The sequence below is a fragment of the Salirhabdus euzebyi genome, from assembly GCF_014207435.1.
In the GTDB taxonomy this organism is placed as follows: Bacteria; Bacillota; Bacilli; order Bacillales; family Alkalibacillaceae; genus Salirhabdus; species Salirhabdus euzebyi.
On the sequence record NZ_JACHGH010000005.1, the window covers coordinates 154,066 to 178,600 of the forward strand.

General features: G+C 36.1%; 24 protein-coding genes and 1 other RNA gene. 10 read left to right on the top strand and 15 right to left on the bottom strand.

Annotated features, from left to right (window positions below; translation table 11 throughout):
• Positions 1 to 5: 5 nt before the first annotated feature.
• Positions 6 to 911, bottom strand: a complete 906-nt coding sequence (locus HNQ94_RS09745) for a GNAT family N-acetyltransferase (RefSeq protein WP_174496107.1) — start codon at positions 909 to 911, stop codon at positions 6 to 8.
• 147 nt (positions 912 to 1,058) lie between these two features.
• Between HNQ94_RS09745 and HNQ94_RS09750 the strand changes: the two genes are divergently transcribed.
• The gene (locus tag HNQ94_RS09750) at positions 1,059 to 1,670 is read left to right on the top strand and encodes a YitT family protein (RefSeq protein WP_174496106.1); all 612 of its coding nucleotides are present in this window, start codon (positions 1,059 to 1,061) and stop codon (positions 1,668 to 1,670) included.
• Here the strand turns inward: HNQ94_RS09750 and HNQ94_RS09755 are convergent, their stop codons facing one another.
• Positions 1,671 to 2,852 (bottom strand): MFS transporter, encoded by a 1,182-nt coding sequence (locus tag HNQ94_RS09755; RefSeq protein WP_246199986.1) that lies wholly within the window; start codon positions 2,850 to 2,852, stop codon positions 1,671 to 1,673.
• Between the two features lie 89 nt (positions 2,853 to 2,941).
• On the bottom strand, positions 2,942 to 3,442 hold the full coding sequence (locus HNQ94_RS09760) for a DUF3231 family protein (RefSeq protein WP_174496104.1): 501 nt from the start codon (positions 3,440 to 3,442) through the stop codon (positions 2,942 to 2,944).
• 141 nt (positions 3,443 to 3,583) lie between these two features.
• Between HNQ94_RS09760 and HNQ94_RS09765 the strand changes: the two genes are divergently transcribed.
• Entirely contained in the window at positions 3,584 to 4,024 is a 441-nt protein-coding gene (locus HNQ94_RS09765) for a YndM family protein (RefSeq protein WP_174496103.1), read from the top strand.
• Between the two features lie 198 nt (positions 4,025 to 4,222).
• Here the strand turns inward: HNQ94_RS09765 and HNQ94_RS09770 are convergent, their stop codons facing one another.
• Together HNQ94_RS09770 and HNQ94_RS09775 are read right to left on the bottom strand one after the other, a co-directional pair.
• Positions 4,223 to 5,626, bottom strand: coding sequence for a hypothetical protein (locus tag HNQ94_RS09770; RefSeq protein WP_174496102.1), 1,404 nt, complete (start codon positions 5,624 to 5,626; stop codon positions 4,223 to 4,225).
• A 135-nt stretch (positions 5,627 to 5,761) separates the two neighbouring features.
• Positions 5,762 to 6,193 (bottom strand): DUF6376 family protein, encoded by a 432-nt coding sequence (locus tag HNQ94_RS09775; RefSeq protein ID WP_174496101.1) that lies wholly within the window; start codon positions 6,191 to 6,193, stop codon positions 5,762 to 5,764.
• A gap of 1,002 nt (positions 6,194 to 7,195) precedes the next feature.
• Between HNQ94_RS09775 and HNQ94_RS09780 the strand changes: the two genes are divergently transcribed.
• The 3 genes from HNQ94_RS09780 (at position 7,196) to HNQ94_RS09790 (ending at position 10,342) form a co-directional block, all read left to right on the top strand.
• Entirely contained in the window at positions 7,196 to 8,725 is a 1,530-nt protein-coding gene (locus HNQ94_RS09780; RefSeq protein WP_174496100.1) for a serine hydrolase domain-containing protein, read from the top strand.
• A 122-nt stretch (positions 8,726 to 8,847) separates the two neighbouring features.
• Complete coding sequence (locus tag HNQ94_RS09785; RefSeq protein ID WP_174496099.1) at positions 8,848 to 9,855, top strand: glutathione S-transferase family protein; 1,008 nt, start codon at positions 8,848 to 8,850, stop codon at positions 9,853 to 9,855.
• Positions 9,842 to 10,342: a GNAT family N-acetyltransferase gene (locus tag HNQ94_RS09790; RefSeq protein ID WP_174496098.1), complete on the top strand. Its 501-nt coding sequence runs from the start codon at positions 9,842 to 9,844 to the stop codon at positions 10,340 to 10,342. Before HNQ94_RS09785 ends, HNQ94_RS09790 begins: the two co-directional genes overlap by 14 nt.
• Positions 10,343 to 10,444: 102 nt before the next feature.
• Here HNQ94_RS09790 and HNQ94_RS09795 read toward each other — a convergent pair whose 3' ends face one another.
• Entirely contained in the window at positions 10,445 to 12,250 is a 1,806-nt protein-coding gene (locus tag HNQ94_RS09795) for an SgrR family transcriptional regulator (protein ID WP_174496097.1), read from the bottom strand.
• A 116-nt stretch (positions 12,251 to 12,366) separates the two neighbouring features.
• Here HNQ94_RS09795 and HNQ94_RS09800 point away from each other — a divergent pair, with 116 nt between their 5' ends.
• On the top strand, positions 12,367 to 13,602 hold the full coding sequence (locus tag HNQ94_RS09800; RefSeq protein ID WP_174496096.1) for an MFS transporter: 1,236 nt from the start codon (positions 12,367 to 12,369) through the stop codon (positions 13,600 to 13,602).
• Positions 13,603 to 13,655: 53 nt separating this feature from the next.
• Here HNQ94_RS09800 and HNQ94_RS09805 read toward each other — a convergent pair whose 3' ends face one another.
• The 5 genes from HNQ94_RS09805 to smpB form a co-directional block, all read right to left on the bottom strand.
• Positions 13,656 to 13,838 (bottom strand): RNA polymerase sigma factor, encoded by a 183-nt coding sequence (locus HNQ94_RS09805; protein ID WP_174496208.1) that lies wholly within the window; start codon positions 13,836 to 13,838, stop codon positions 13,656 to 13,658.
• Positions 13,839 to 13,850: 12 nt separating this feature from the next.
• Positions 13,851 to 14,312 (bottom strand): helix-hairpin-helix domain-containing protein, encoded by a 462-nt coding sequence (locus HNQ94_RS09810; RefSeq protein ID WP_174496095.1) that lies wholly within the window; start codon positions 14,310 to 14,312, stop codon positions 13,851 to 13,853.
• 20 nt (positions 14,313 to 14,332) lie between these two features.
• Positions 14,333 to 15,178, bottom strand: coding sequence for an alpha/beta fold hydrolase (locus HNQ94_RS09815; RefSeq protein ID WP_174496094.1), 846 nt, complete (start codon positions 15,176 to 15,178; stop codon positions 14,333 to 14,335).
• A 732-nt stretch (positions 15,179 to 15,910) separates the two neighbouring features.
• Positions 15,911 to 16,251, bottom strand: a transfer-messenger RNA (tmRNA) gene (ssrA, locus tag HNQ94_RS09820).
• Between the two features lie 124 nt (positions 16,252 to 16,375).
• Positions 16,376 to 16,837, bottom strand: a complete 462-nt coding sequence (gene smpB / locus HNQ94_RS09825) for an SsrA-binding protein SmpB (protein ID WP_174496093.1) — start codon at positions 16,835 to 16,837, stop codon at positions 16,376 to 16,378.
• Positions 16,838 to 17,099: 262 nt separating this feature from the next.
• Here smpB and HNQ94_RS09830 point away from each other — a divergent pair, with 262 nt between their 5' ends.
• Both HNQ94_RS09830 and HNQ94_RS09835 read left to right on the top strand, forming a co-directional pair.
• Positions 17,100 to 17,963: a GNAT family N-acetyltransferase gene (locus tag HNQ94_RS09830; RefSeq protein ID WP_174496092.1), complete on the top strand. Its 864-nt coding sequence runs from the start codon at positions 17,100 to 17,102 to the stop codon at positions 17,961 to 17,963.
• Positions 17,964 to 17,981: 18 nt separating this feature from the next.
• Entirely contained in the window at positions 17,982 to 18,431 is a 450-nt protein-coding gene (locus HNQ94_RS09835; protein ID WP_174496091.1) for a GNAT family N-acetyltransferase, read from the top strand.
• Between the two features lie 15 nt (positions 18,432 to 18,446).
• Here the strand turns inward: HNQ94_RS09835 and HNQ94_RS09840 are convergent, their stop codons facing one another.
• From HNQ94_RS09840 to secG, 4 genes are all read right to left on the bottom strand, one after another.
• Positions 18,447 to 18,950: a GNAT family N-acetyltransferase gene (locus tag HNQ94_RS09840; protein ID WP_174496090.1), complete on the bottom strand. Its 504-nt coding sequence runs from the start codon at positions 18,948 to 18,950 to the stop codon at positions 18,447 to 18,449.
• A 62-nt stretch (positions 18,951 to 19,012) separates the two neighbouring features.
• Positions 19,013 to 21,319, bottom strand: coding sequence for a ribonuclease R (rnr, locus tag HNQ94_RS09845; RefSeq protein ID WP_174496089.1), 2,307 nt, complete (start codon positions 21,317 to 21,319; stop codon positions 19,013 to 19,015).
• Positions 21,320 to 21,369: 50 nt separating this feature from the next.
• A complete protein-coding gene (locus tag HNQ94_RS09850; RefSeq protein ID WP_174496088.1) occupies positions 21,370 to 22,119 on the bottom strand; it encodes an alpha/beta hydrolase in 750 nt (249 codons plus the stop codon).
• A 228-nt stretch (positions 22,120 to 22,347) separates the two neighbouring features.
• Positions 22,348 to 22,584, bottom strand: a complete 237-nt coding sequence (gene secG / locus HNQ94_RS09855; RefSeq protein WP_174496087.1) for a preprotein translocase subunit SecG — start codon at positions 22,582 to 22,584, stop codon at positions 22,348 to 22,350.
• A gap of 247 nt (positions 22,585 to 22,831) precedes the next feature.
• On the opposite strand from secG, the gene HNQ94_RS09860 reads away from it, so the two are divergent.
• Together HNQ94_RS09860 and pfkB are read left to right on the top strand one after the other, a co-directional pair.
• Positions 22,832 to 23,581 carry a DeoR/GlpR family DNA-binding transcription regulator gene (locus HNQ94_RS09860; protein WP_174496086.1) on the top strand — a complete coding sequence of 250 codons (750 nt, stop codon included), beginning with the start codon at positions 22,832 to 22,834 and terminating at the stop codon, positions 23,579 to 23,581.
• Entirely contained in the window at positions 23,578 to 24,495 is a 918-nt protein-coding gene (gene pfkB, locus HNQ94_RS09865) for a 1-phosphofructokinase (protein ID WP_174496085.1), read from the top strand. Before HNQ94_RS09860 ends, pfkB begins: the two co-directional genes overlap by 4 nt.
• Positions 24,496 to 24,535: the final 40 nt, after the last annotated feature.

Here is a 24,535-nt window from a genome sequence, read left to right on the forward strand (position 1 = left end):
CACCACTATATTTCTATATAATATCGTACTTCTTCATTATCAACTTCAAAACCACACGCTTTATATAAGGATAGTGCCGTCTCATTTTCCGTTAGCACTTCGAGGCAGGCGGTTGTTAGACCGTTATTTTTTAAGTAGTTCAATCCTTTCATGATGAGCGACTTAGCAATTCCTTTTCCTCTATTTGCTTCACGGACAAATAAATCTTCCAGTACACCCTCTCCCTCTTGTTCTTTCCAAGCCATCACACTACCAACTATGTCATTGTTTTTAAAGGCAGTAATAGCAGTCCAAAGAGGGTAACTCTTATATTCCTTTAATCTCTCCGGTAATAGAGAAGCATGTGGCCAAATTTCTTTGTCGGCTTTTAAATATAGTTGTTCTTCTACTTGGCCCTCCATCTTCCAGTACCGGATGTCTATATTTGAATCGGTAGTTGGGATGAATAGCTCGTCCCTTATATCTCTTTTCATCAAAAATTGACTCGAAAAATAGATGAAATTCCTTTTTTCAAAAAATACATTGTTCCATCTTTCTGTAGAAAAGTTCCCGACACAAAGGCGTGTTTTATACTTTGCTGATAACCCCTCTTTAATATGTAACGCCTTTTCATATACCTTTTTATATAAGGCGTTTTTTATTTCTACATCTTCATCCCAATTTGGTGAAACCTTTATATTGATGTAAATAGCATGGTAGTTGTTTTCCTCATCTGCTTTGTTTATAAGTTGCACTTGTCCTTTTCCGATTAATTCACCGTTTCGGAAAAAACCATAGCTAGAAGGATCCGTAGACAATTCATAATTCGGAAACCAAAATACGACGTTCCCATTTGTGCTTTTCGTAGAATGATAGAGTTTCCATACTGCTTCCTTATCCTCTGGTGTTAGTGTTCTTATTTTATCTTTCATATCTATCCCCTTAGGCAAAATTATTTCACCTATATTTTACCACTATCCACAGATAGGAAATAGACTAATTATTCATACCTAATATGGGACAAGAATAAGCTTAAAAGGACAGGTTGTCTTATCTATAAATAGTAGGGACGTTTTTTTATGAATGATTTACTACAGAAGGTTTGCTTTATATTTGCAGGAGGGGCTATACAAGGATTTGGAATGGGTGTATTTTTATTTCCAAATGATATTCCATCTGGAGGTGCAGGTGGATTAGCCGTGCTCTTCCACTTTTTAACGGCTATTGATGTTGGCATGGCTTTATGGATTGTGAACTTTTCATTATTATTAGTGGGTATGAAATACTTAGGAAATAAAAGCGCGGCTGGAACACTTTTTGCTATTACCATCACTTCTATTTCCATTTCTTTCTTTGAAGAGGCCATTCACATTCCAGTCAGAATATTGTGGTTCGATTTACTAGCTGGCTCCATATTTTTAGGCCTTGGAATTGGTATTTTACTTCGCCAAGGGGTATCTAACGGTGGTATCGGGGTTATTGCGTTAATTATTTCCTATAAACAACACATTCTTCCCGGTAAACCCTTATTTTGGATCAACTGCAGTATATTCATGATAACTTCCTTTGTAATAAGCTGGCAAATTTTTATCTTTGCCTTAATTAGTCAATGGATATCCACTAGGATTGTGGATATCGTTTGCAGCCTAAATGTTTACTACACGTACACCCTGGATTGGAAAAGAAAATAGTTAAATGTAGTTGTATCGGAAGGCAACCTTGTTCTCTCCTTTGCCATCTTTCCCTTTTACATGTATCAAAAATAAAGCGAGTAATCCAACAATTAAAGTAAAAACAGCTAGGGAAATAAACATCCCGGTTCTTGACCAATCCATCAATCGTGTAAAGACTGGAGGTCCTATAGCGACACCTAAAAAGCGTACAGACCCATATAAAGAAGTAACAAACCCTCTTCTTTCTTTTCCTACAGATCCTGTAATTAAGCTATTGATACAAGGCAGGACTAAGCCTGTCCCCACGCTACTAATTACTAATACGAGTAAAAACGGAACTAAGCTTTTGAAAAAGACTAACAAACCATAGGATAGCGTCATTAACATAAAACCCAAAACCGTTAGTCTTTTCATCACGACAAGATTTTTCCCTATTTTACTTCCTGTAATATAAGACGTAATTCCCATAACGAGTAATGGAATTGCTAATATTAAACCTTTCTTTACCCCATCTATGTTATGTTCTTTTTCTAATATGTCAGATAAGTAAAATAAAATACCAAATAGTGTAAATAAACAAGTAGCTCCAGCAAGATAAGTGGTGAGCAACCATCTTCCCTCATATTTAAATACACTGAGTAAACCTCTCATATACTTCTTAAAAGGTGGCGGAACTTGCCGATTCTTCTTTTCCTTGATAAAAATCCAAACAAGTATTACGGAAACAAAACATATGGCAGGAAAAGCGAAAAACACGGCATACCAAGCTAATAGACCTAATAAAGAACCTAAAATTGGAGACATAACTTTTCCAAGCCCATTGGAGGCTTCTACAATTCCTAAGACTCTACTTCTTTCCCCGCCTTTAAATAAATCACCCGTTAAGGCCATTGCAATTGGAGCTGTCCCTGCTGCACCAATCCCTTGTAAAATACGACCAACAATAATCCACAAGTAAGGATTAGAAAAACTAGTTGCTGCAAAACCAGCTAATAATCCCCCAATCCCATACATGATTAACGCAGGAAGAATGATGATTTTTCTAGAAAAACGATCAGATAAATAGCCAAAAATCGGGATAAAAATTGCTGCAGCTATAGAAAAAACAGTTATCGTCAAACTTACTTGCATTTGAGAAATGTCTAACTTAGACTTCATTGCAGGTAATATAGGTATTAGCATCGAGTTTCCGAGTGTCATAATAAGTGGAATAGACCCAATGGCTAAAATTAATAATCCTTTTTTCTGAGATGCCAAAACGCTACACTTCCTTTTCTGTATGTTCCAAATTACTTCAGCATTAATGGAGGTGGGACTAACCATCCCTTATCTTTCGTTATTTTTAAAAGCTTTTCTTCATACTCCGTTCTTTGTTGATGAAATTCCCCATACATTTCTGCAATGTCTTCTCTTATGGAAATTCCCATAATATAGCTAAATTGCATTTTCTCCGTAGCTATCTCCTTTTGCACGAGTAAAGCAATTTCCGGATCATTAAAGCGTGCGCCAGCCGGAATATCTTTCACCTCCACATTTGGTCGTGCAGGGGGTGCAGGCGGAAGTCGTATGCCATTAGCTGTTAAAATTGCTTCAGTCTGCTGCTCTTCTTGCTTGATGCAATTTTCCATCAAATCCTCTAAAAGAGCTTTTAAATCCTTGTCCCCCGTATGATTAATAAAAATTTGTAAAGTTACTAAATAACTTTTTGTTGCAAACAAATGGTTCCAAAGATTAAAAATCTCTCCTGAATGTAATGGTTCTTCTTCTGGTTTTCCACTCAAAATCCCCATCAAAAATTTCACCCTTTCTAAAAATTTTCATAATCCATCATAGTGTTTCTTTCGCTCTGATTTTTATGCTTATCCCGAAATGATAAGACTTTGAATAGCATGTTTAATTTCGCACAAAATAAACAATAAAGGAGGGATATTGTGGAGCATATAAAAGCTTTAGCAATAAAATTAGTATCCTGCTTTGTTCTCCTTTGGTTAGTTCTTGGTGGTATCTACGGACTAGACTTTGGAGATATTGTTACGATTTCACTTGTACTTGGAATTGCAGCATATATCCTGGGAGATTTAATCATATTACCTTTAACGAATAACACAATTGCAACCATTTCTGACTTTGGTTTAGCTTTGGCTGTAATTTGGATGATGAGCTCTAACTTAACACCATTAGATAATTTGTTTACAGCATCACTTATTGCAGCTATTGGAGTGGGAATTTTTGAATTTATTTTCCACAAATATATGGCTAGAACTGTTTTAGATAAGGGTGATGAAAGAAGAGAAGAGCCTGGACTAAGATACCAAACAGAAGCTTCTGAAGAATTAACAGATATACGAATTGATGAAGACGATTTAAAATAAAGCGCAAGCGCCTTGCTCACCCCCGACAAGCATACCGTGGCAGTTTTTTCTATAGAGGGGACTTATTTCCCGTGGGGGTAGGTGCTGGAGCTAGACATGGCTCCCCCGTGCAACTAACTTATCCAAAAGTCTAAAATTTTAAAATTTCCGAGCAAAAAGAAAAGGGTGATCCAGCATATTGGATCACCCTTTTTATGTCTAACTAGTTTTCGATAGCTGGGAATAAATCTTCTGAAAAGCTTGAACTTGGTCAGTCATTCCTTTTTGCTGATACATCTTAATCATTTTCCAGACAGGCTTAGGGTCATCCGGAAAAAGTTCCATTTCCCATGAAAAGCATTCAATTGCTTTATCATATTGTTGGAATTCTTCAAAGTAATTTCCTAATTCCATCATGCTATCTAAATCCTGTGACATTTTGACCATTTTATCTACTTTATTAAGAACAAGTGACTTAACCATTTTCTTTTTTAATGGAAGCAATTTTTCCTGTACTTCCTCCACTTCACTTTCTTGGAGCATTTGAACAACTAAACGATGCAACAACTGTTCTAGACTTTTTTCGTTTTGCTCAAATACATGAGGTATCACTTGAATACACTTCTCTATATGCGAGACTAAAAAAGAGGAACTTACATTCGACCAAATATCTGATACAAAAGGTTTATAAGAATTAGGTAACTCATGTTGATGGGGAAGTATCATCATTGCTGCTTTTTCATATTCTTGTTTTTGAGTTAGTACTTTGATAAAACTCTTCGCTTCAGGCATGGCTTGGAAAGGATTCATGCGTAGCTTATTAAGGATATTTATCCATTGTTCGAGCGTAAATATTTTTAGTGCCACCGAGTTATACTGATCAACGGTTTCTTGCATCACAGCTTTTTCACACGACTCTATCCACAATATTAAAAGGGCAATGGAATTCTCTTTCTCCCTTAAAATATTTTGAAGTATTTCACGATTTTCAGAAATAAAACGATTAGAGAAGCATTGTAACTCTACATAAAAAGGGTCTTTTTTATGAATAGCTAAAAGATCAGAGGAATGATAGTACTTGTGGTAGTTTTTGTATTCTAATGATCGGAGTGATTCATTGGCTATTTTTAAGTGGGGTGCAAATTCATGGAGCAACAATAGGATTTGATAAGATTTAAGGAGATTTCCACTGCGTCGATAATGAAAGAATATATCACTTATGACAGTATCTAATTCTTCTTTTTCAAAAAAATCATGAAGTGTAATAGCGATATAGGTGATTTCCTGCAGTGAATACTGTGAATGAAGCTTTTCAAATAACTTATTTTTATGTTGAATAGCTACAGAATTTTTTGGAATTAAATTAGACAACATCGGATGCGGGGATTCAAAAACAATTCCAGTCTGAAAAGAATTTTGGATGAAAGAATGTTCCTTAAAATTACGTAGTTTTTCACCGTGTACGAACACATCCTTGTAATACACCAAGTAAAAGGACTCGCCACCTGCGTCTATTTCTACAATTTTACTCCTAAAAAAAAGTGCTATTCGCTTCACTTCACCTTCCAAAACTTGCTTTTTTTCTTTTACGGACATACGAACTTTATTTTCTAGCTCATTCATTTATTCGTCACCCCTTACAGTATTGGATTTCACTAATCAAAGCTACTCTACATTGTGGTGTTAGTATACCATACAACTGTAAAAAACAGGAATAAAGGAAAGCTAAGCTTAGCATACCCTTATTCCTGTTGAACCTTAAAGGCCTAGATTTTCAATTTGATTCATCAAATTTGTTGCATCATTTATTGTTGAAAATATCGGGGAATTTTCTATTTTGTCTACAGCTACTTGACCGTTTTCCAAAACATTATTAATCTCTGTCAAAATCAACTCATTCTTTTCCACAAGATTTTGATGAATGTCCTCGGCTAATGCAGGTGCATCCAAAATATTAAATGCCATAATTTCCGCCTTTAGTTCATTAAATTTATCAACTAAATTATCCATTACTACGGCGTCTGTAGCTGCTTGTTGAATCATCTGTGGTGTTTCCTCTGCAAAATTATTTAAATAGGTTAAATAGTCTGTTGCTTCACCTACATAGTTTACGGAATTATTCACTTCCCCAAGTATAGAACATCCACTAAGTATAAAAATCATGCTAAGCAAGGCAATCATCTTTTTCATGGTCGCACTTTCCTTTCACCGTTTTATTATTATACGAGAATTTCTAATAAAAAGTTTCATAAATATTTTCTCTTCATTATAAGAAAATAATGCAATTATAGATTATCTATTTCTATTATGTTACTCTATTTGTATATGTATTTGGGAGAAAGGGATTAGGTAAACTTTATGCCAACAACGACTTTGTAATGAAATCAAATTGAATCATACTTACCTTGGAAAACAGTGATGTTTTTCTCCTTAGGACAAGTATGTCTATTTCTCTTACAAAGTGTGGAACCTAAATTAATCTCTTTACGGATAAAACGTAAGGAGCACTACTACTTTGTGGTGCTTCTTTTTTGTGCTTGAAACTTGTAAGTAAAGACATAAACCCAAATAAGTGACGGTATCCACCTTAAACAAAGGCTTTTTCTAATAGATGTTGTTTTACACACTAGATAGAAACTACGACGTAACTTTTATTTTCTTGAAGTGGGTGCTAGCTCGCCGCTTCGGCAGAATACTTCGCTTTCCACGGGTTCCCAGTGAGCCTCCTCGACTTCGTCTCCGGGGTCTCACTTAGGTCACAGGTCCCGTAGGAGTCTACGTATTCTGCCTACGCTAATATAGATTTTCTGATTTAGTGTAGTGATGACACAGGAATCATTTTGTTTTGAAATGTCTTCTCGTTTGTACAAACCACCTAACTCAGCAGTGGAAACATGCGAGACTCCTCGAAAATGAAAGGCAATTTTCTTCGTGCGATGTAATGCTGCCGAAGCGTTCCTTGTCCTATGGGAGAGCAAGAGTCTGAAGACCCCCGAGACGAGCGCTCTTTGCTCGCGAGGAGGCTGAGGCCATGCCCATGGAAAGCGAGTATTTTTCCGCGGCGACGGACTCCCACTCATCTTGAACAGAATGGGTTTCATACACTTTAAGTTACGTCGCAGTTTAAGGAAACTACCAAAAATAACAACAATCTTTACGAAAAGAGCCTAAACAAAAATGAGGTGTTTGTATATGTTAAATATTAAAAAGTTAGAAGAAAAAGCAAATGATTTACTAAATAAAGCTCCTGGAGTTAGCGTCTCCATCTTTACTAACGATGACGTACTACTTCAAAAAGGATTTGGGACTACCAACGCTGAAGAACAAGGTGAATCTGTGACTCCTTCTACCCTATTTCGAATTGGGTCTGTTAGCAAGACCATAACAGCTACCCTTATGATGAGGCTGGTGGAAGCGGGAAAAGTAGATTTGGATGTTCCAATTATTACCTATCTACCTGAATTAAAATTAAAAGATAAACAAGCGACGGAAACAATTACTTTGCGGATGCTGCTCAGTCATACTGCAGGATTACCAGATGGTGGAGATCTTTTTGGGGATCGTTCAAAGAATGCTCTTAAGAATTATGTTAATAACGATCTTCCAAATCTAGACTTTGTTGCACCACCAACAGTTCATTACTCTTATGGAAATCACGCCATAAACCTTGCTGGATATGTTACAGAACGCGTTACGGGAAAGCTTTTTGCTGATTTAATTCAGGAAGAGGTTTTCGAACCGTTATCGATGAGTAGGAGTATGTATGATCCTTTAAAAGCATTTACCTATCCTACAGCGCTACAACATGAAAGAAAAGAAGATGGAAGCTATCATGTTATGCACTCCTTTCCAGAAAATGTCGCTTGTCACCCGTCCTCCATGGCTATATCAAATGCTGAAGATATGACAAAGTTTGGGCAAATGTATTTAAATAATGGAATCATAAACGATAGCACTTATCTTTCAACAGAATCGCTTAATCAAATGTTTGCTGTAGAAGCAAAGCGCTACACGATACCACCATGCACAGTCGGTATTTGCTGGCTGAAAGAGGAGGAAAACGGAGTCGAATACGTCTGGCATAGCGGTGGTATTGGAACTTATCGTTCTTTTATGGTTTTATTTCCGAAACATAAAATAGGTATTTTTACAGTAGCTAATCAGGATACCGGATGGGAAATAGTTGAAGAAGTATTAAATCAGATTGGACAAAAGGAAGAACGAAGCTTTCAGTCCATAGAAAAAGGGAACATAGAAAACTATTTTGGAACGTATTTAAGTCCCAAAAGTGGTCTAATTACACTAGGAGAAGAATCCAACAACGTGTTTGCAAATCTAAATGGAAAAATATATTCTCTTCGTGCACTACAGGAGGACCATGTCGTTCTGCTAAATGAAGAAGAGGATGTAGTCGCATCCATTGGCTTATTAGACCAGGATGATTATATTATGGTTAATGGATCTGGATGCAAAAGTATAGTTGACGGTCTTCTGAAACATAGTATGGAATCATTCCAAACATATACTGGTACGTATAAGCATGGTGAGTTTGAAATCCAGTTTAAGCTAGAAAAAGAGAAAGCTTACTTAGAGGATGAAGATGGCAAAGTAGCGTGCAGTTATTTATTTGAATCGAAGTTTTATTGTCCTGGCTTCGGCTTAGTCGAATTTGAAAATGAAAAGATGATTATTCAAAGAGGATGGACATTTACAAAAACATAAAGAATATTGGGGCAGGGCTTGATCCCTGTCCCTTTTCTTGACTTACAATGCATATCAATACTACAATGCGAGAAAGTTTTATAAAATGAATGACATAACTATTATAAAAGAGGGTGTTTCATATGTCAGAATCTAAACCACTTGAAGTGAAAGCAGATGGCTCTTTTAAGAGACAAATAAATCGTTTTACTACACCTTTTGGAAACAGGCCCGACCATTTGCCAATTGAATCAGGACGTTATCGGCTCATTTGGTGCGCGGCATGTCCATGGGCTCATCGGTCTGTAATTGTCCGGAAGATACTAGGACTTGAGGAAACTATTAGTTTAGGTACTGTCAGCCCTATGCGTCCACAAATAGGCCATGTTGATTGGGAATTTTCACTGGATGAGGACAATGTTGATCCAGTATTAAAAATCCAGTATTTAAGTGACATTTACAAAAAAACAGACCCTAACTATGAAGGTAGACCGACTGTACCAGTTATGATTGATTTGAAGAAAAAGGAAGCCGTTAATAACGACTATTTCAAGCTTACCAATTACTTTGAAACAGTATGGAGCCCTTTTCATGAAGAAAATGCTCCTAACTTATACCCAGAGGAATTACGTGAAGAAATTGATGCGATGAATGAGGTTATTTTCCATGAAGTAAATAATGGCGTATATAAATGTGGTTTTGCACGTTCTCAAGAGGCTTATGAGGTGGCCTATGATACGTTATTTGAACGATTAGATAAACTAGAAAAGCATTTAGCAACGAGAAGATTTTTAATGGGTAGCTTTATCACAGATGCAGATGTTCGACTTTACACGACATTAGTTCGATTTGATGCAGCCTATTACACATCCTTTAATACAAATCGTACCCTTATACGGGAATTTTCTAACCTTTGGGGTTACGTTCGTGACCTATATCAGACACCTGGTTTTGGTGACACAACTGATTTTGATGCAATAAAAAGGCATTATCATTTGTCTATAACAATCGATCCAAATAAAGAAGAAGTAAAAATATTGCCGAAAGGGCCTGATTTAACAGGTTGGGATTCAGAGCATGGTCGTGAATCACTAAGTAAGCAAGAAGATAAATTTTTACGTATTGGGAGTTTGAAAAATGAAAATACGTAATGCCATACAATCCGAATTAGCATTCATAAGGGAACAAAGAATACAGGCCTATGAGGAACACGCAAAATCTATCCCTTTAGATCATTGGAATGCACTAAAAAAAGCAATATCCTCTGATGGCGATAGTCAACCTGGTGTAGATTTAATTGTCGCTGAACTAGAAGGATCAATAGTAGGGAGTGTCGTATTATTTCCAGCTAAATCCGATGCATATGAAGGCTACGTGGAAGCACTAGATTACCCCGAAATTAGAATGTTAGCTGTTGATCCTAATGCTAGAGGTAAAGGTGTTGCATCGGCATTAATTGATGAATGTATTAGTCGCACTAAAGCAAAGGGCTATGCAGCTATTGGTCTTCACACCGGGGAATTCATGAAAGGTGCTATGGCTTTATACGAAAGCAAAGGATTTAAGCGCCTTCCACAGTATGACTTTGAACCTGCTAATGATGGAATTATCGTGAAGGCATTTCAGCTTAAGTTCTAAAGCAAACTCGCTGCTTTTACCTCCCATGCAAAAATATACTACTTTTCTACAATTAAAAAAACAGATCCACATAATTGGTGGATCTGTTTCTTTATCAATGACCTATCCCTTTTCAATCCAAACATCCTTATAGTTAATCCAACCAAGACTGTTAAGGGTAACACCATGTAGAGACTGGTGGTGATATATTGCTTGTTTACTGTGGTATACAAAAAGTAATGCAAAACTCTCCTTTAATAAAGTTTCAAGTTGTTTTAATTTACTCATTCGATCAACTATATTATCTGCTTCCATCGATTCTGCTAACAAAGTATCTTTATGTTTAGTTAACTCATCATTTAATAAATTACTTATAAAGGAATCCTCTATTTTATACATATCCAAGAAAGCAAGATCGGTATGATTGCTGAAAACTTCCCCGGAAATAATAATATCCGCTTCCATCATCTTTTCTTTTTTCTTCAATTCGGTAATAGGTAAAATATGGACCTTAACCTTTATACCAATCTTCTCAGCTTGATTTTGAACCCATTTGGCATTTTCCTCATTGGTTTTCATTTCATACGTATACAAATGAAGAATTTCTTGATTATAATCACTTTCTTTTACCAATTTCTTCGCCTTATCTAAATCTATCGCATGAGCATAAGTAGAATTAGGTTTATCTAGTAAAAATCCACTAGCTGGCTTGTATCTCAAGCCACCTAATTCTTGGATCATTCTTTTACGATCCAGCGATAAATGTATCGCTTCTCTAATATTACGAATCTGTTGAGGTCCTTCTTTTGCTAGGTTAAAGACAATATAGTAACAACCCTTTTCAACATTTTCTTTTCGCTTAAAGGATAACTTTTCTTGGAAATCAATGGAGCTAATCGGCATGTATTTTATGTCAGATTCCTTTAATGGTATTAGCGCCTCTCCATTATAATCAGGCCAAATCCACACCTCAATTTGATCAAGGTAAGCTCTCTCCTTAAAGTAATCCTCATTTGCTACGATTGAAAAAATAGAGGCGTCATTACGTTCCACTTTAAATGGTCCTGAACCTATCGGTAGCCGACCAAATGAAGGATAGTTTGCTAGATTTTTTGGAACAATAGACATACGTTCTGTCGTTAAAAAGAGGTCAAACAACGCATTCGGTTCCTTTAAACTTATTTCTAAGGCATATTCATGTAAAATGCGTACTGTTTCTATCCCTTCCACCATCCACGAATGTAACGAACGTGTTTGTTTATTACGTAACCGTTCAAGAGTAAATTTAACATCCTCAGAAGTTAAATTGTTCCCATCATGAAAACGAATGCCTTTTTTTACATAAAATGTCCACGTTTGCTTATCGTTGTCACTCTTCCAATGATGACATAGGTGTGGCTCTATTTTTTCTGTTTTTTCATTGTAAATAACGAGTGTATCAAAAATTTGCTTAATCATATGGGCTTCTGTTCTACGATTTACATAAGCGGGATCTAATAAAGGTAAAGGGCGGTAAAACGGGAAGCGAAGAACATCACTTCTTTCTTCGTTCTTATTCTCCCGGTGAAAACCAAATTGTTCATCTAACCAACTCGAGAAAGCACTATAGTTCTCTTGTTTTATATGAAAAGTATGAAGTAGCTCATGAGCACTTTTTATATCCCCATCTTTCACTTTTTCCTGAGCACATGCCAGCAAAAGCTTATCTTTTTCGATTGTAAAAATTAACTTAGATACATGACCTCTTCCTCTTCCTGGTATCCAAGTAAGCCAATCCTTTTCTTCCATTTTACGTAAAAGAAAGTTAACATTACGGCGCGTACAATGTAGTACTTCACTTAACTGATCCAGTTTTAGCTCAACAGGCTCATTGTTTGGTATGTAGTAAAATTGTTCTCTTAATAAAAAGTAATGTTCTTCTAATAACATAGCTAACCGTTTTCCCCTTGCTCATAAAAGATGAAATATGTTGATTAAACTTTACACTTTTTTTCATCTTATTAAAAGATTAAATTAGGATTACTAGAATTACGGGAGGAACAACCATGTCAACAAAAGCATCCAATCTTAATGTAGGCATTACCGCTAAACAAACTATATGGGGAAATAAAAATTTTGTCATTTTATTACTTTCCGGTTTCATTATTTCTATTGGCAGTAAAATATATGAGCTTGCTTTGCCGCTCATTTTGTATGATTTAACGAAGTCATCTGTAATCATGTCTACCATGAAGGGCATTGAATTTTTGCCAAATCTATTTCTTGCAATTTTTATAGGTGTAATCGTTGACCGTGTTAATAAAAAGCGTTGGTCTCTATGGGCCATTGCGATTCAGTCCATCGTGCTCATCGGTCTTTATGTAATGATTAATTCCGGGTACACACATCCTGGTCTATTTTATATAACAGGCTTTATTCTGATGACATGCAGTTATGCTTACTTTAATGCTCGGATTAGTATCGCAAAACATGTACTACCTAAAGAATTATTGACATCTGCTAATGCCTCATTCTCGTTTATTTCCACCTTTATTGGAATCATGGGGCCTGCTATTACTGGCTTTATATTACTATTTTCTAACCTACAAGACGGCCTTTTACTAACAGCTATTTCATTTGTTATGGCATTCGGGGCGATGTGCTTATTAGACTCGAACGAAGAAAAAATAGAAAAAAAGGATTCAAATTTTTGGCAAGAGTTGAAAGATGGTTGGATTGAATTGCGTACTAATAGACCGTTATGGTTAATGACTATATTAGTTATTTTCACTAATGCTACTTCTGGTATGGTTATGACGATGATCATCTTTTTTGCAAAAGAAAATTTACGATTGGATAATGGGGAGCTCGGGTTAGTTCTCTCGTGCGCTGGACTTGGAGGATTAATTGGAAGTAGTTTAATCAGTTATTTACGCAAGAAAATTCCACTAGGGATATTACTAGGATTAAATATTATTTTGGTAGCTTTCGCCTACTTAATTCTGTCGCAAGCAGAAAATATATGGATTTTTGGCATTGGGATCTTTTTAGAAGCCTTATTCGGAATCATGGCTGCCATCCTTATTTGGACCTTCCGACTCGAATCCACACCAAACCATTTAATTGGAAGAATTACAGGACTAACTGGATCCATTTTTAAATTAGCCATGCCTTTTGCAATATTTGCTGCTGGGTATATGGCCGATTGGTTTAACCCGGCGTTCGTTTTTTCGCTAGCCGCCATCCTGAATGTTATCTTTTTTATCGTTTATATTAGAACTCCTTTGTGGAAGTTAAGCTAAAAAATAAAACAACTCAAATCACAGGGTAGTCTCTCATGTGATTTGAGTTTTAATTAGACTCTCTGAAAATTTTCTCTTAACCAACTTCTTTCACTGCACTTAAAAATGCCTAACCAGCTTTTTAATTTATGAGGGTCCTCCAGCTGATTTATTTTTTCAAATGCGGTAACAAACGTATCCTGTACAGCTTCTTCCGCATTTTGATGATCTTTCAACAATAAGTAAGCTGTCCGAATTAAATAATCCCCCTATTCATACCAAGCCATTTTAGGTCTAGAATTTGGATAACCATGTTTGGTTCGATACCATTTTCTTTTTTCTGTAAAATGAAACCACTGTACATCATCACTCGGATTATTTGCGTAATGAATAACACAGCGAATTTGATCCTCGACGCATGGATCAGTCCATACCCCAAGCTTCACTTCCAATTCATCTAGTAATTGAGCACCGTCTTTATCTTTTATATCCGTTAAGGAGTATAGGTTAAGTTTGTAAACTAACTTCTCTGCTAGTTTAAGCCCAATAGAAGGGACTGTTTGAAAAATAGCTAAACCTCTTAGCTCACTCGCACGTTGCAGCGAACTGTTTAACACATTTGACAACTCTGTCTCTTCCATATCTATTATTGTATTCAATTTTATTTTACTCTTTCTTAGGCTGCTTCTTTCTTCGTCTGTAAGGGGAAGTTTAGGGTTTGCCTTTTTCATTCTTTTGCACCTGCATTCATTTAACTTTGAGTTAAAAAAGAATCAATTATTTCTCTAAAAGCCGCTTCTTCTTCAAGAAACGGATAATGATTACTTCGCTCAAAAATATGTAAGGAAGAGTTAGGAATCTTTTCATTTATTTCAATAGAAAACGAAACGGGACATTGAACATCATGCCTTCCACACATAATGACAGTTTTCGTTGTAATTGCTTCCAACCGTCTAGTCACATCATAGATTAACACTTCCCGAGCAAAAAAGTTCATTCTACTAGCGGACATTTTTTTTGAAATGTTTTTTGAGAAAAGATTATTATAGTTTATCGGTTCATATAACGATAGTTTTGTTCTCTCTATAGACAGTTCCTTCTTTTCTTGCTCCGTTAAAGATGAACTTTTTAATTGCTCAATTAATTGTTGCATGCGCTGGTATTGTGAATGCCCGGGATTATAAATACATTCAGAAGAAGAGGAACCGTATTCTCTACCAGCTGAACCGACAATAATAAGAGAATGTAAAAACTTAGAAAAGTGAATTCCATACACTAAACCAAGCATCCCACCAGTAGAATGTCCCGCAAACGTCCAGGAGTCATGGCCAAAACTTTTTCTAATTTCCTCTAAATCCAAAGCAGTATCTATCATGGAAAGTTCATGTGCCTCATTTGCTTTATCTGTGTTACCAGCATTTTTTAAGTTAACTAAATAAACTTGATAGTGGTCTGTAAAAATATCAGCAAAGTAGTCACCAGTTTCATTAAATTCCGAGTAAAGATGTGTTACACAAATAGGTAATCCTTCTCCTTTTATAAATACCTCAAACGTACCACGGGATGTTGTGACCATTTTTCTTTTCCATTTAGCCATGTGTTTTCTCCTCTAAATTTCCAAATCATATATAAAATATTTTATATTACACTAGTTTCTTAAGGCAATAGTTCTGTTATTGATAAGAGATAAACAAAAATAGTTTAAGTAATTTTTTGTAATGGAACTATATATAACAAAAAAACTATAAACCCAAACTACATCAAAATTCATATACTTTAAACATAAAGAAGAAACAAGATGTATTTAATACGCTTAACAATATTCACACCTATTTAATGGTTGAAAAAGAAAAAACGAGCTCAATGGATACTTCAAAATTATAATTTAGTTACACCTAGAAATGGAAAATACACAGATATAAAATTATTAAAGAAGAGAGCTTTTGAGGATACTTTCTTTAAACTTTAATTATCAAAAACAAAAAATTTAGCTAATAGCTAGAGGCCAGAAAAAAGGCAATAAAAAATCCACCATATTATGTATGGTGGAGACGGTGGGACATGTGTTTCCATGCTTTCGTCATGGCACTGACTATATCTTGAACCTGGTTATCAGGTCCCCCGGCGTATTATGCGAAATATAAATTTACCGTTTTGGTAGGATTCCGCATCCTAGTACTACCATCGCTGGCAGCCTATAAGTCGATACACAGCTGTTGGATTACTCCACATACTGCTCGGCATTGCCTTATCGTCATGCAGACGACTTAGGTTTCACCGATTAAGCCGGATTTTCACTTATGTGTTACCACATAAGGCGACTAATTACTAATCGAACCCACGTCCAGAGATATCGGCACTTAGGCGTCTACGTGTGTAGTCGATATATTAGTATTTCGTCAACTCTTCGGCCTATCGACAGGCTTCCAAGTGACTAGTCTTATTGGTCTCTTCTGTCAGCCTAAGACGGCGACTGAACAGCGTAGCCCACTAAGTTTGAGACCCTTCAATCTACCACATGGGCGATGGTAGGAAGGATCCTTCAGCAGTGCTTACGCAGCTGCTAAAGAGTAATTGTTTTCTTTGCCAGTTATATTTAACTGAGTAACGTTTAACGAGTCGTAACCTCGACACGCAACCCAAGCTCGACCTATCCCTGTCGAATCCGTAACGTCCCCGGATTATAAGAAAAGCACTAATTAGTGAAATCTTAACAAGTAAATCAGAGGTGTCGTCTTGAGCGACATTCCTAGTATAACATACTTCCCCACATTTTTAAAACTGGGAAATATAGTTAACCTCTATCCTTCATTGCTCTTTCGATATCGCGTTTAGCTTGCTTTTGCTTTAAATCTTCACGCTTATCATATTTCTTTTTCCCTTTTCCAAGACCTATTAACAATTTTGCCACGCCATTTTTAATATACATTTTTAATGGGACTAAGGAATAGCCTTGCTGTTGAGTTAAGCCGATAAGCTTGTTAATTTCTTTTTTATGAAGCAATAGCTTACGCGTTCTAAGTGGATCATGATTGTAGCGATTCCCCTGTTCGTATGGGGATATATGCATGTTATGCACATACACCTCACCTTTATAAATGCGGGCAAAGGCATCTTTTAAATTTACTCGACTAGCACGAATTGATTTAATTTCGGTCCCTTGTAAAACAAGGCCCGCTTCGAATGTTTCTTCTATAAAAAAGTCATGATTTGCTTTTTTATTTTGCGCAATGACCTTTCCTTGACCTTTTGGCATAAAATTCCCTCCTCTTGCCGCGTACAGAATATTTTAACAGAAATTAACGAAGATGAAAACTGAGTGCATACCATTGTCTAATTTTGTGATAATTTTTCCAATCATTTTTATAGACATGAAACTTTTTCATATGAGAATATTAGGAATGGATTAGAAAACTTAGCCTGTCATTAGACCTTATGACGAAAGCATTAATTTCGCTTAAACCTCTAACTAACTTATCTTTTTTAAAGTAAAAACAAAACGAACAGGAGGCATCATCATGACAAACGGACTCCTACAAATGAGAAAACTAACAAAAGCTGACTATTCCAAACTAACAGCCATGGACACAGGAATTGAAGACGACTATGTTGTTCGTATTTTTGACAACCTATTAGAAAGTAAGGAGCACGCACTTTACGGCCTTTTCGATGATGAAAAAATGCTTACGATTGCAGGTTATTCCATTTTTGCAAACCATTTCGCAATGCTTGGTAGACTAAGGAGTGACCGTAGATATTTAGCTCGTGGTAATGCAACAACCCTACTGCTAAAAATGATAGAAGATTTAAAAGCAGACCCGAATATCTTTTGGATTGGTGCGAACACAGAAGTTCATAATGGACCTGCACGAAGAGTATTAACTAAAATAGGCTTACCAGCTGATCCACCTTCCTATCCGGTGAAGCTACAAGAGAGCATGAAAATACAAGGTAAGCCAGGCCCATTATGGCAAGCAATAAACGAGCGAGAAGAAAAACGCAAGCTATTACTTTCATTACAGGAAAATGCATTGCGAATGTTCCCATATGAATGTTATTATCCATTTCCTTTCCATGAAAGCTTATTTAGTAATGATTATTTAGATGAATCTACTTTTTATGCAAATGATGATAAGTCACGGTTTTTCATGATGAAAGAAGATCAAAAAGGGAATCTTTACGCACATATGGCCTATTTCTGGAATGATCATTTTGAGCAACCTGGTCTTTGGGATACAGTCAACCAAGCTTTAGAATCCTCATTTACAGAACATCAGCTATGGATTGATGTTTCAAAACAAGCTTATCCGGTTTTTGCCCAGCAGGAAGAAATCTTTGATATCCAGAAACCGTGGATGTTACATGGAATATGGGCTAAATAAATGTAGAGGAATAATGATATGATCCAAGCGATAGATTTAAATAATTTACAAGCAATTGAGCGTATAATACCTGTTCAAAAAGCTTCGTATCAAATAGAAGCTGACATCATAGGCTATGCTGATTTACCTCCGTTAAAGGATTCGGCAACAGATATTCAGCAAACCGGAGAATCCTTTTATGGTTATTACGAAAACAAAGAATTAGCCGGATTTGTCTCCTATGAATTAGAAAATGAGATACTAACTGTTTGTAGACTTGCCGTACACCCTAATCATTTTAAAAAAGGAATTGCAACAGCATTACTTCACCATCTTTTTCTTCATCAAACTGCAAGAAAAGTAGTCGTTACAACAGGAAAGGGTAATAATCCTGCAATATTGCTTTATAAAAAGTTCGGCTTTGAAATATGGGGAGAAATTCCTATTAATGAGCAATTATCCCTTATAAAATTAGTGCGAAAAGCATAAAAGTAAGGACAGATCTTAGTGGTCTGTCCTTACGTGCTTTTCCAACGATATAGCATATGGAGTAAACCCCATTTTTTCATACACCTGAATAGCTTTTTCGTTCCATGTGTATGCATGGAGTTTCATTTTTTTCACCTTTTTACTTTCAAGCCACTTGATTGCCTCATCCATTAGCTTTTTCCCAACTCCAAGTCCCCTTGTCTTTTCAAGGACAAATATTTCATCGATTAAGCCCATTTTTCCTGTTCCATTATCCGCAAAGGCTTGTTCGTTATAAGTCTCCGCTAATACATAACCAATTGCTTCACCATCTAAAATGGCTAACCGAAGGAACACGGATTGTGTATGACGTTGCAAAAACTTTTCTTTAGCACGTCTTTGAATTTCGGATATAACTAGCTCATAGTAATCATATTTATTTTGTTCCTTATGGTTTTGTCGATTAAACTCACTTAATTTTAAAACTAGCTTAAGAAATTGGTCCTCATCTTCATTTGTGGCAGATTTCAACTCAATCACTTTCATCTCTCCCGTGAAGAAAAAGCCTTAACTCGAAAAAATTCGAAGTTAAGGCTTTCTTCTTATCTTTTCTTTTTCTTTTTTGGGGCACCTTGATAAAATGGTTTTTTACTCCCATTTGATCCTGATTTCTTATTTCGGTTAGGTGCATTTTTACTCGTTGGCTTTCTAGGTTTTTTTTCTTTCGCTTTAATAATAGTAGGACGATCCTTCACAGGTCTTTCTTTACGAGGCTTCATCCCTACGATTTCAAAATCAATTACGCGTTCTTCTAAATTGACATTGACACATTTTACTGTAATTTCGTCGCCCATTCGGAATATATTTCCCGTACGTTCCCCAATCATAGCGAAATGCTGTTCATCGAAATGATAGTAGTCATCTGTCAAATAGCTAACATGAACGAGCCCTTCAATTGTGTTAGGGAGCTCTACGAACAAGCCAAAATTCGTAATTGAGCTTACTACACCGTCAAACTCTTCACCAATTTTACCTTTCATATATTCCGCTTTCTTTAGGTCATCGGTTTCTCTTTCCGCATCAACCGCACGTCTCTCCATCATGGAAGAATGTTGAGCAATTTCTGGTAGTTTATCCTTCCAGTGTCCAACCGTCTTCGGATCTAATTTTTTCTGTATAGCATATGTCCGAATAAGTCGGTGTACGATTAAGTCAGGATAACGACGGATTGGTGAAGTGAAGTGCGTGTAAAACTCCGTTGATAATCCAAAGTGACCCTTACTTTCTGGATCATATTTTGCCTGCTGCATAGAACGAAGCATTAATTTAGAAATCACCATATCCTCTTGGGTACCTTTAACTTCTTCTAGAACTTTTTGCAATGCTTTCGGATGAATTTCATTTGCGGTACCACGCACAATATAGCCTAAATTAGCAATAAATTCAAAGAACCGTTGTAGCTTTGCAGGGTCTGGATCTTCGTGAATTCGGTGCATAAACGGCACCTGCATCCAATGAAAATGTTCAGCAATCGTTTCGTTAGCTGCTAACATAAATTCTTCAATTAGCTTTTCGGCTACAGAACGTTCTCTAAGCACAACATCAGTTGCTTCACCTTGTTCATTCACTTCAACCTTTGCTTCCTTAAAGTCGAAATCAATTGCCCCTCTGCTCATCCGCTTTGAGCGAAGGATGGCTGCAAGATCCTCCATATCCTGAAGCATCGGAACAATGTGCTCATATTCTTGCATTAATTTTTCATCTTTGTCTTCTAAAATACGATTTACATCGTAATAAGTCATACGTTCAGTTGTTTTTATAACGCTGTCAAAAATTTCATGACTCACGACTTGCCCTTGATTATTAAATTCCATTTCACAGCCTAAGGTTAAGCGATCGACTTTTGGATTTAAAGAACAAATCCCATTCGACAAACGATGGGGAATCATTGGAATAACGCGGTCCGTTAAATAGACGCTCGTCCCACGCTCGGCTGCTTCTTTATCAATTGGCGAACCTTCTTCCACATAGTAGGTTACATCGGCAATGTAAACACCTAGCTTGTAGTTGCCATTATCTAATTTCTTTACGGTAACTGCGTCATCTAAGTCTTTTGCATCTGCACCATCAATGGTAATGATAACTTCATCACGTAAATCTCGGCGGTTTTTAATTTCATCCGGGTTAATTTCATCAGGAACTTGGTTTGCCTGCTCAATAACTTCTCCTGGGAAGTCAGATTTAATCCCATGCTTATGAATAATCGAAAGAATATCAATACCTGGATCATTTTTATGACCAAGTATTTCTACAACTTCCCCTTCTGCACTCATTCTATCTTCCGGATATTTCGTAATATTTACGATAACTTTATGACCATCAACGGCACCATTTGCTTTCTCTTTCGGAACAAATATATCATTAGGAATTCGTTTGTCATCGGCAACAACAAAACCGTATGCTCCATTATCCTGATACGTACCTACAATTTTTTGGGCACTTCGTTCTATAATTCGAACGACCGTACCTTCAGCTCTTTGACCATTTTCTCCACCAGAATCAATTCGAACTAAGACACGATCACCATTCATCGCTGAGTTTAAATCACGCTGTGGTAAAAAAACATCATCACGATCCGCATCTTCAGGGAGTAAAAAAGCAAACCCTTTTGCATGCATTTGAATTTTACCTCTGATTAAATTCATTTTTTCAGGTAAACCATATCGATTTTTCCTCGTACGGACAAGCTCTCCTTCTTGCTCTAGCTCATTTAACGCTTTCACTAACTGTGTAAAATCTTCAGCGCTATCTTCATCAATTGCCAAAATCTCTTCTATTTCATTTACAGATAACGGCTTTGATGCTGTTTCATTAAAATGCTGTAAAATTTTTTCTTTTAAAGAATTCAAAACAATATCACCTTCTCGGACTTCTTATTTTATAGTTAAAGTATTCCACATTATCGGTCTGACCAATCCAACGATTCTAAAAATTGATAAATATCTTCATGTAACTGGTCTTTTTCCTTATCAATGGTAATAACGTGCCCTGATTTCTCATACCATTTAATTTCCTTATGGTCAGACTCTACATGATCATAAATATATTGGGCACTATTTTTGTTAATCATTTTGTCTTGTTCCGCTTGTACTACAAAGGTTGGAGTATAAATATGATCAATATGATTATGAACCTCATTTATAAACTCACCAATTTTGTTAAATGTATGACTGGATTTGTTCATTAATTGATTTACTTCTTCTTCTATCTGATTGGATTCCTTTCTCTCCAATTGTTTATATTCCTTCGCAAATAATTTAAAGCCCTGTGTCAGCTGTGTTTCATTATCAAAAAACATTGGGGAACACATAGGGATTATCCCTTTTATTGGTTGTGTATAGGCAAGCTTTAATCCAAGAACTCCCCCAAGGGATAATCCTGCTATTGCTATTTCATTGTATCCTAGGTCTTGTAAGTGTTTTAAAGCCTGTTGGACGTCTTCCCACCAATCAGCAGGTTCATATTTAATAATTTCCTCAGGCGGTGCCCCGTGCCCTCTATATATCGGTGCATGGGATGTATAACCCTTGCTCTGTAGAAATCTACCAAGCATCCGCACATCAGCTGTATGTCCAGTAAATCCATGCAATAATAAAACCGCGCGATTTCCCTCTTCAAATGTAAACGGCTTCGGTGCTTTAATTTTCATCTACGTTCATCTCCTCTAGGCAAGTAATATTTATGAGCTCCGAAAAATAGAAAAATCTTGGCTAGTTGGTGAGCACTTAAATTTTCCTACTACTAGTTAAGTTCAAAGAAAGACGACTTTCTATTAGTATGAGCGAAAGTCGCGTTTTTTAGGTAATTCCACCATTTAGAAGGAATAAATTACCATATTATAAACGTACAAAAAAACAGCAAGTCGATACTTGCTGTTTTAGCCTTGTACTAAATAACCTAACGCAAAAGTGAAAATGAAAAAGAGTACTCCTGTTATAATCGTAGCACGATGTAAGAAGGCATCTACTCCACGTGCTTTTTGTTTTCCAAAAAGCTGTTCTGCTCCACCAGAAATGGCACCAGATAATCCTGCGCTTTTTCCAGACTGCAATAACACTAAAACAATCATGAATAATGCATCAATAACTAATAATGTAACTAGAGTTCCATACATGCTGTATTACACCTCCTAAATAAAAACGGACAAATCCATAAAAATAATGTAGCACAAAAATACACCTTGAGCAAGATAAACATAAGGAAGAAATAATGGTAAAAACCCGTTGTCACAGAAAAGACTGAGATATTATGATTATTTTTGGTTGTTTTTGATTGATTCTTAAAAAGTGTTGCGCTAATATTATGATTAAGAGCGTTTTCATTCTTATCTTATTTCTAAAACTCGAAGAAAGGAGATACTTATGCTAACTCCTGAACGTCATCAAATTATTTTAAAACTAATAAAAGAAAATCATACAGTAGCTATTCACACGCTCGTAGAAGCAACACAGTCTTCCGAGTCTACAATAAGACGTGACTTAGCTTATTTAGAAGAAGAAAATAAGTTAAAAAGAGTGCACGGCGGTGCAACTTATGTACGACCAAAAAGTGAAGAATTAAGCTTACACGCTAAGTCTACTATACATTTAGATAAGAAATTAGCCATAGCTGAATACGCTGCTAAGCTTGTCCAAAATGGAGATTGTATATATTTAGATGCAGGGACAACTACTTTACAAATGATTCCTTTCTTAAAGGATAAGCAAATTGTCGTTGTTACGAATAACTTAACGATCTTAGACTTGTTAATGGAACATCAAATTACTTCCTATGTAACAGGTGGTTTTATGAAAAGTACAACGAAAGCACTAGTTGGACAGCATGCCATTAATCAAATTAAACAATTCCGTTTTGATAAATGCTTTATCGGTGCAAATGGGATTCATCCTGACTACGGATATACAACACCAGACCCTGATGAAGCTGCGATGAAGCTAACAGCTTTAGAAATGTCTCAGAATAAATATATCGTAGCAGATGAAACTAAATTTAACGAAGTATCTTTTTCAAAAATTATAGACCTTCATGAAGCAATGTTAATTACGAATAACATACCGGTAGAAAACCAACATTTAACTGAAATGACAAACATAAAGGTTGTGACTCCATGATTTTTACTTGCACCTTAAGTCCTGCAATCGACTACACCGTTTATACGAAGGAATTTGAGGCTGGAAAATTAAACAGAGCAGATCAAGTACACTATTTCCCGGGTGGAAAAGGTATTAATGTTTCCCGAATTTTAACGAGACTTCATATAGAAAACACAGCGTTAGGTTTTCTAGGAGGATTTACAGGAAAGTTCATTAAAGACTTTCTAAAAAAAGAACAAGTAAAGCAACAATTTATTGAAGTGGAATCAATTACTCGAATGAATGTCAAAATTAAATCTAATGCGGAAACTGAAATTAATGGGAACGGACCTGTTATTACTACAGACCAACAAGATAAACTATTTACCCAAATTGAGCAATTAACGAGCGATGACATTCTTGTTCTTGCAGGCAGTATTCCGAACACACTCCCAAATAATTTTTATGAAAAAATTGCGAGTAGTTGTAAAGAAAGAGGAGCAAAACTAGTAGTAGATACTTCACAAGACGCCCTAAAGGAAATGATTCAATTTCAACCATTTCTCATTAAACCAAATCATCATGAACTAGGTGAGCTTTTCCAAACAAATATTGAAACAGCTCAAGATGCAGTGACGTATGCAAAAAAACTTGTGGATCAAGGTGTCCAAAATGTCATTGTATCAATGGGAGGAAAAGGTGCTATTTTCATCAATGAAAAGGATGTTTTTGAGGCAAATATTCCAAAAGGAACAGTTAAAAATACTGTAGGAGCAGGGGATTCTGTAGTCTCTGGTTTCCTAGCTTCCTATATTCAAAATGCGGACTATAAGGAAGCCTTTCAATATGGAGTCGCCGCAGGAACAGCTACAGCTTTTAGTGAAGATTTATGTACAAAAGAAGACCTAGAAGCCATTTTGAAAAACGTAACAATTTTAGAAAAGAATTTCTAGTACTTTTATTTTGACAAAAAAAGTTCAAAATGATTAACTT

Coding starts and splice junctions, on each gene's coding strand:
- HNQ94_RS09745 (WP_174496107.1), bottom strand. CDS start 911: ATGAAAGATAAAATAAGAACACTAACACCAGAGGATAAGGAAGCAGTA.
- HNQ94_RS09750 (WP_174496106.1), top strand. CDS start 1,059: ATGAATGATTTACTACAGAAGGTTTGCTTTATATTTGCAGGAGGGGCT.
- HNQ94_RS09755 (WP_246199986.1), bottom strand. CDS start 2,852: ATGACACTCGGAAACTCGATGCTAATACCTATATTACCTGCAATGAAG.
- HNQ94_RS09760 (WP_174496104.1), bottom strand. CDS start 3,442: ATGGGGATTTTGAGTGGAAAACCAGAAGAAGAACCATTACATTCAGGA.
- HNQ94_RS09770 (WP_174496102.1), bottom strand. CDS start 5,626: ATGAATGAGCTAGAAAATAAAGTTCGTATGTCCGTAAAAGAAAAAAAG.
- HNQ94_RS09775 (WP_174496101.1), bottom strand. CDS start 6,193: ATGAAAAAGATGATTGCCTTGCTTAGCATGATTTTTATACTTAGTGGA.
- HNQ94_RS09780 (WP_174496100.1), top strand. CDS start 7,196: ATGTTAAATATTAAAAAGTTAGAAGAAAAAGCAAATGATTTACTAAAT.
- HNQ94_RS09785 (WP_174496099.1), top strand. CDS start 8,848: ATGTCAGAATCTAAACCACTTGAAGTGAAAGCAGATGGCTCTTTTAAG.
- HNQ94_RS09790 (WP_174496098.1), top strand. CDS start 9,842: ATGAAAATACGTAATGCCATACAATCCGAATTAGCATTCATAAGGGAA.
- HNQ94_RS09795 (WP_174496097.1), bottom strand. CDS start 12,250: ATGTTATTAGAAGAACATTACTTTTTATTAAGAGAACAATTTTACTAC.
- HNQ94_RS09800 (WP_174496096.1), top strand. CDS start 12,367: ATGTCAACAAAAGCATCCAATCTTAATGTAGGCATTACCGCTAAACAA.
- HNQ94_RS09810 (WP_174496095.1), bottom strand. CDS start 14,312: ATGAAAAAGGCAAACCCTAAACTTCCCCTTACAGACGAAGAAAGAAGC.
- HNQ94_RS09815 (WP_174496094.1), bottom strand. CDS start 15,178: ATGGCTAAATGGAAAAGAAAAATGGTCACAACATCCCGTGGTACGTTT.
- smpB (WP_174496093.1), bottom strand. CDS start 16,837: ATGCCAAAAGGTCAAGGAAAGGTCATTGCGCAAAATAAAAAAGCAAAT.
- HNQ94_RS09830 (WP_174496092.1), top strand. CDS start 17,100: ATGACAAACGGACTCCTACAAATGAGAAAACTAACAAAAGCTGACTAT.
- HNQ94_RS09835 (WP_174496091.1), top strand. CDS start 17,982: ATGATCCAAGCGATAGATTTAAATAATTTACAAGCAATTGAGCGTATA.
- HNQ94_RS09850 (WP_174496088.1), bottom strand. CDS start 22,119: ATGAAAATTAAAGCACCGAAGCCGTTTACATTTGAAGAGGGAAATCGC.
- secG (WP_174496087.1), bottom strand. CDS start 22,584: ATGTATGGAACTCTAGTTACATTATTAGTTATTGATGCATTATTCATG.
- HNQ94_RS09860 (WP_174496086.1), top strand. CDS start 22,832: ATGCTAACTCCTGAACGTCATCAAATTATTTTAAAACTAATAAAAGAA.
- pfkB (WP_174496085.1), top strand. CDS start 23,578: ATGATTTTTACTTGCACCTTAAGTCCTGCAATCGACTACACCGTTTAT.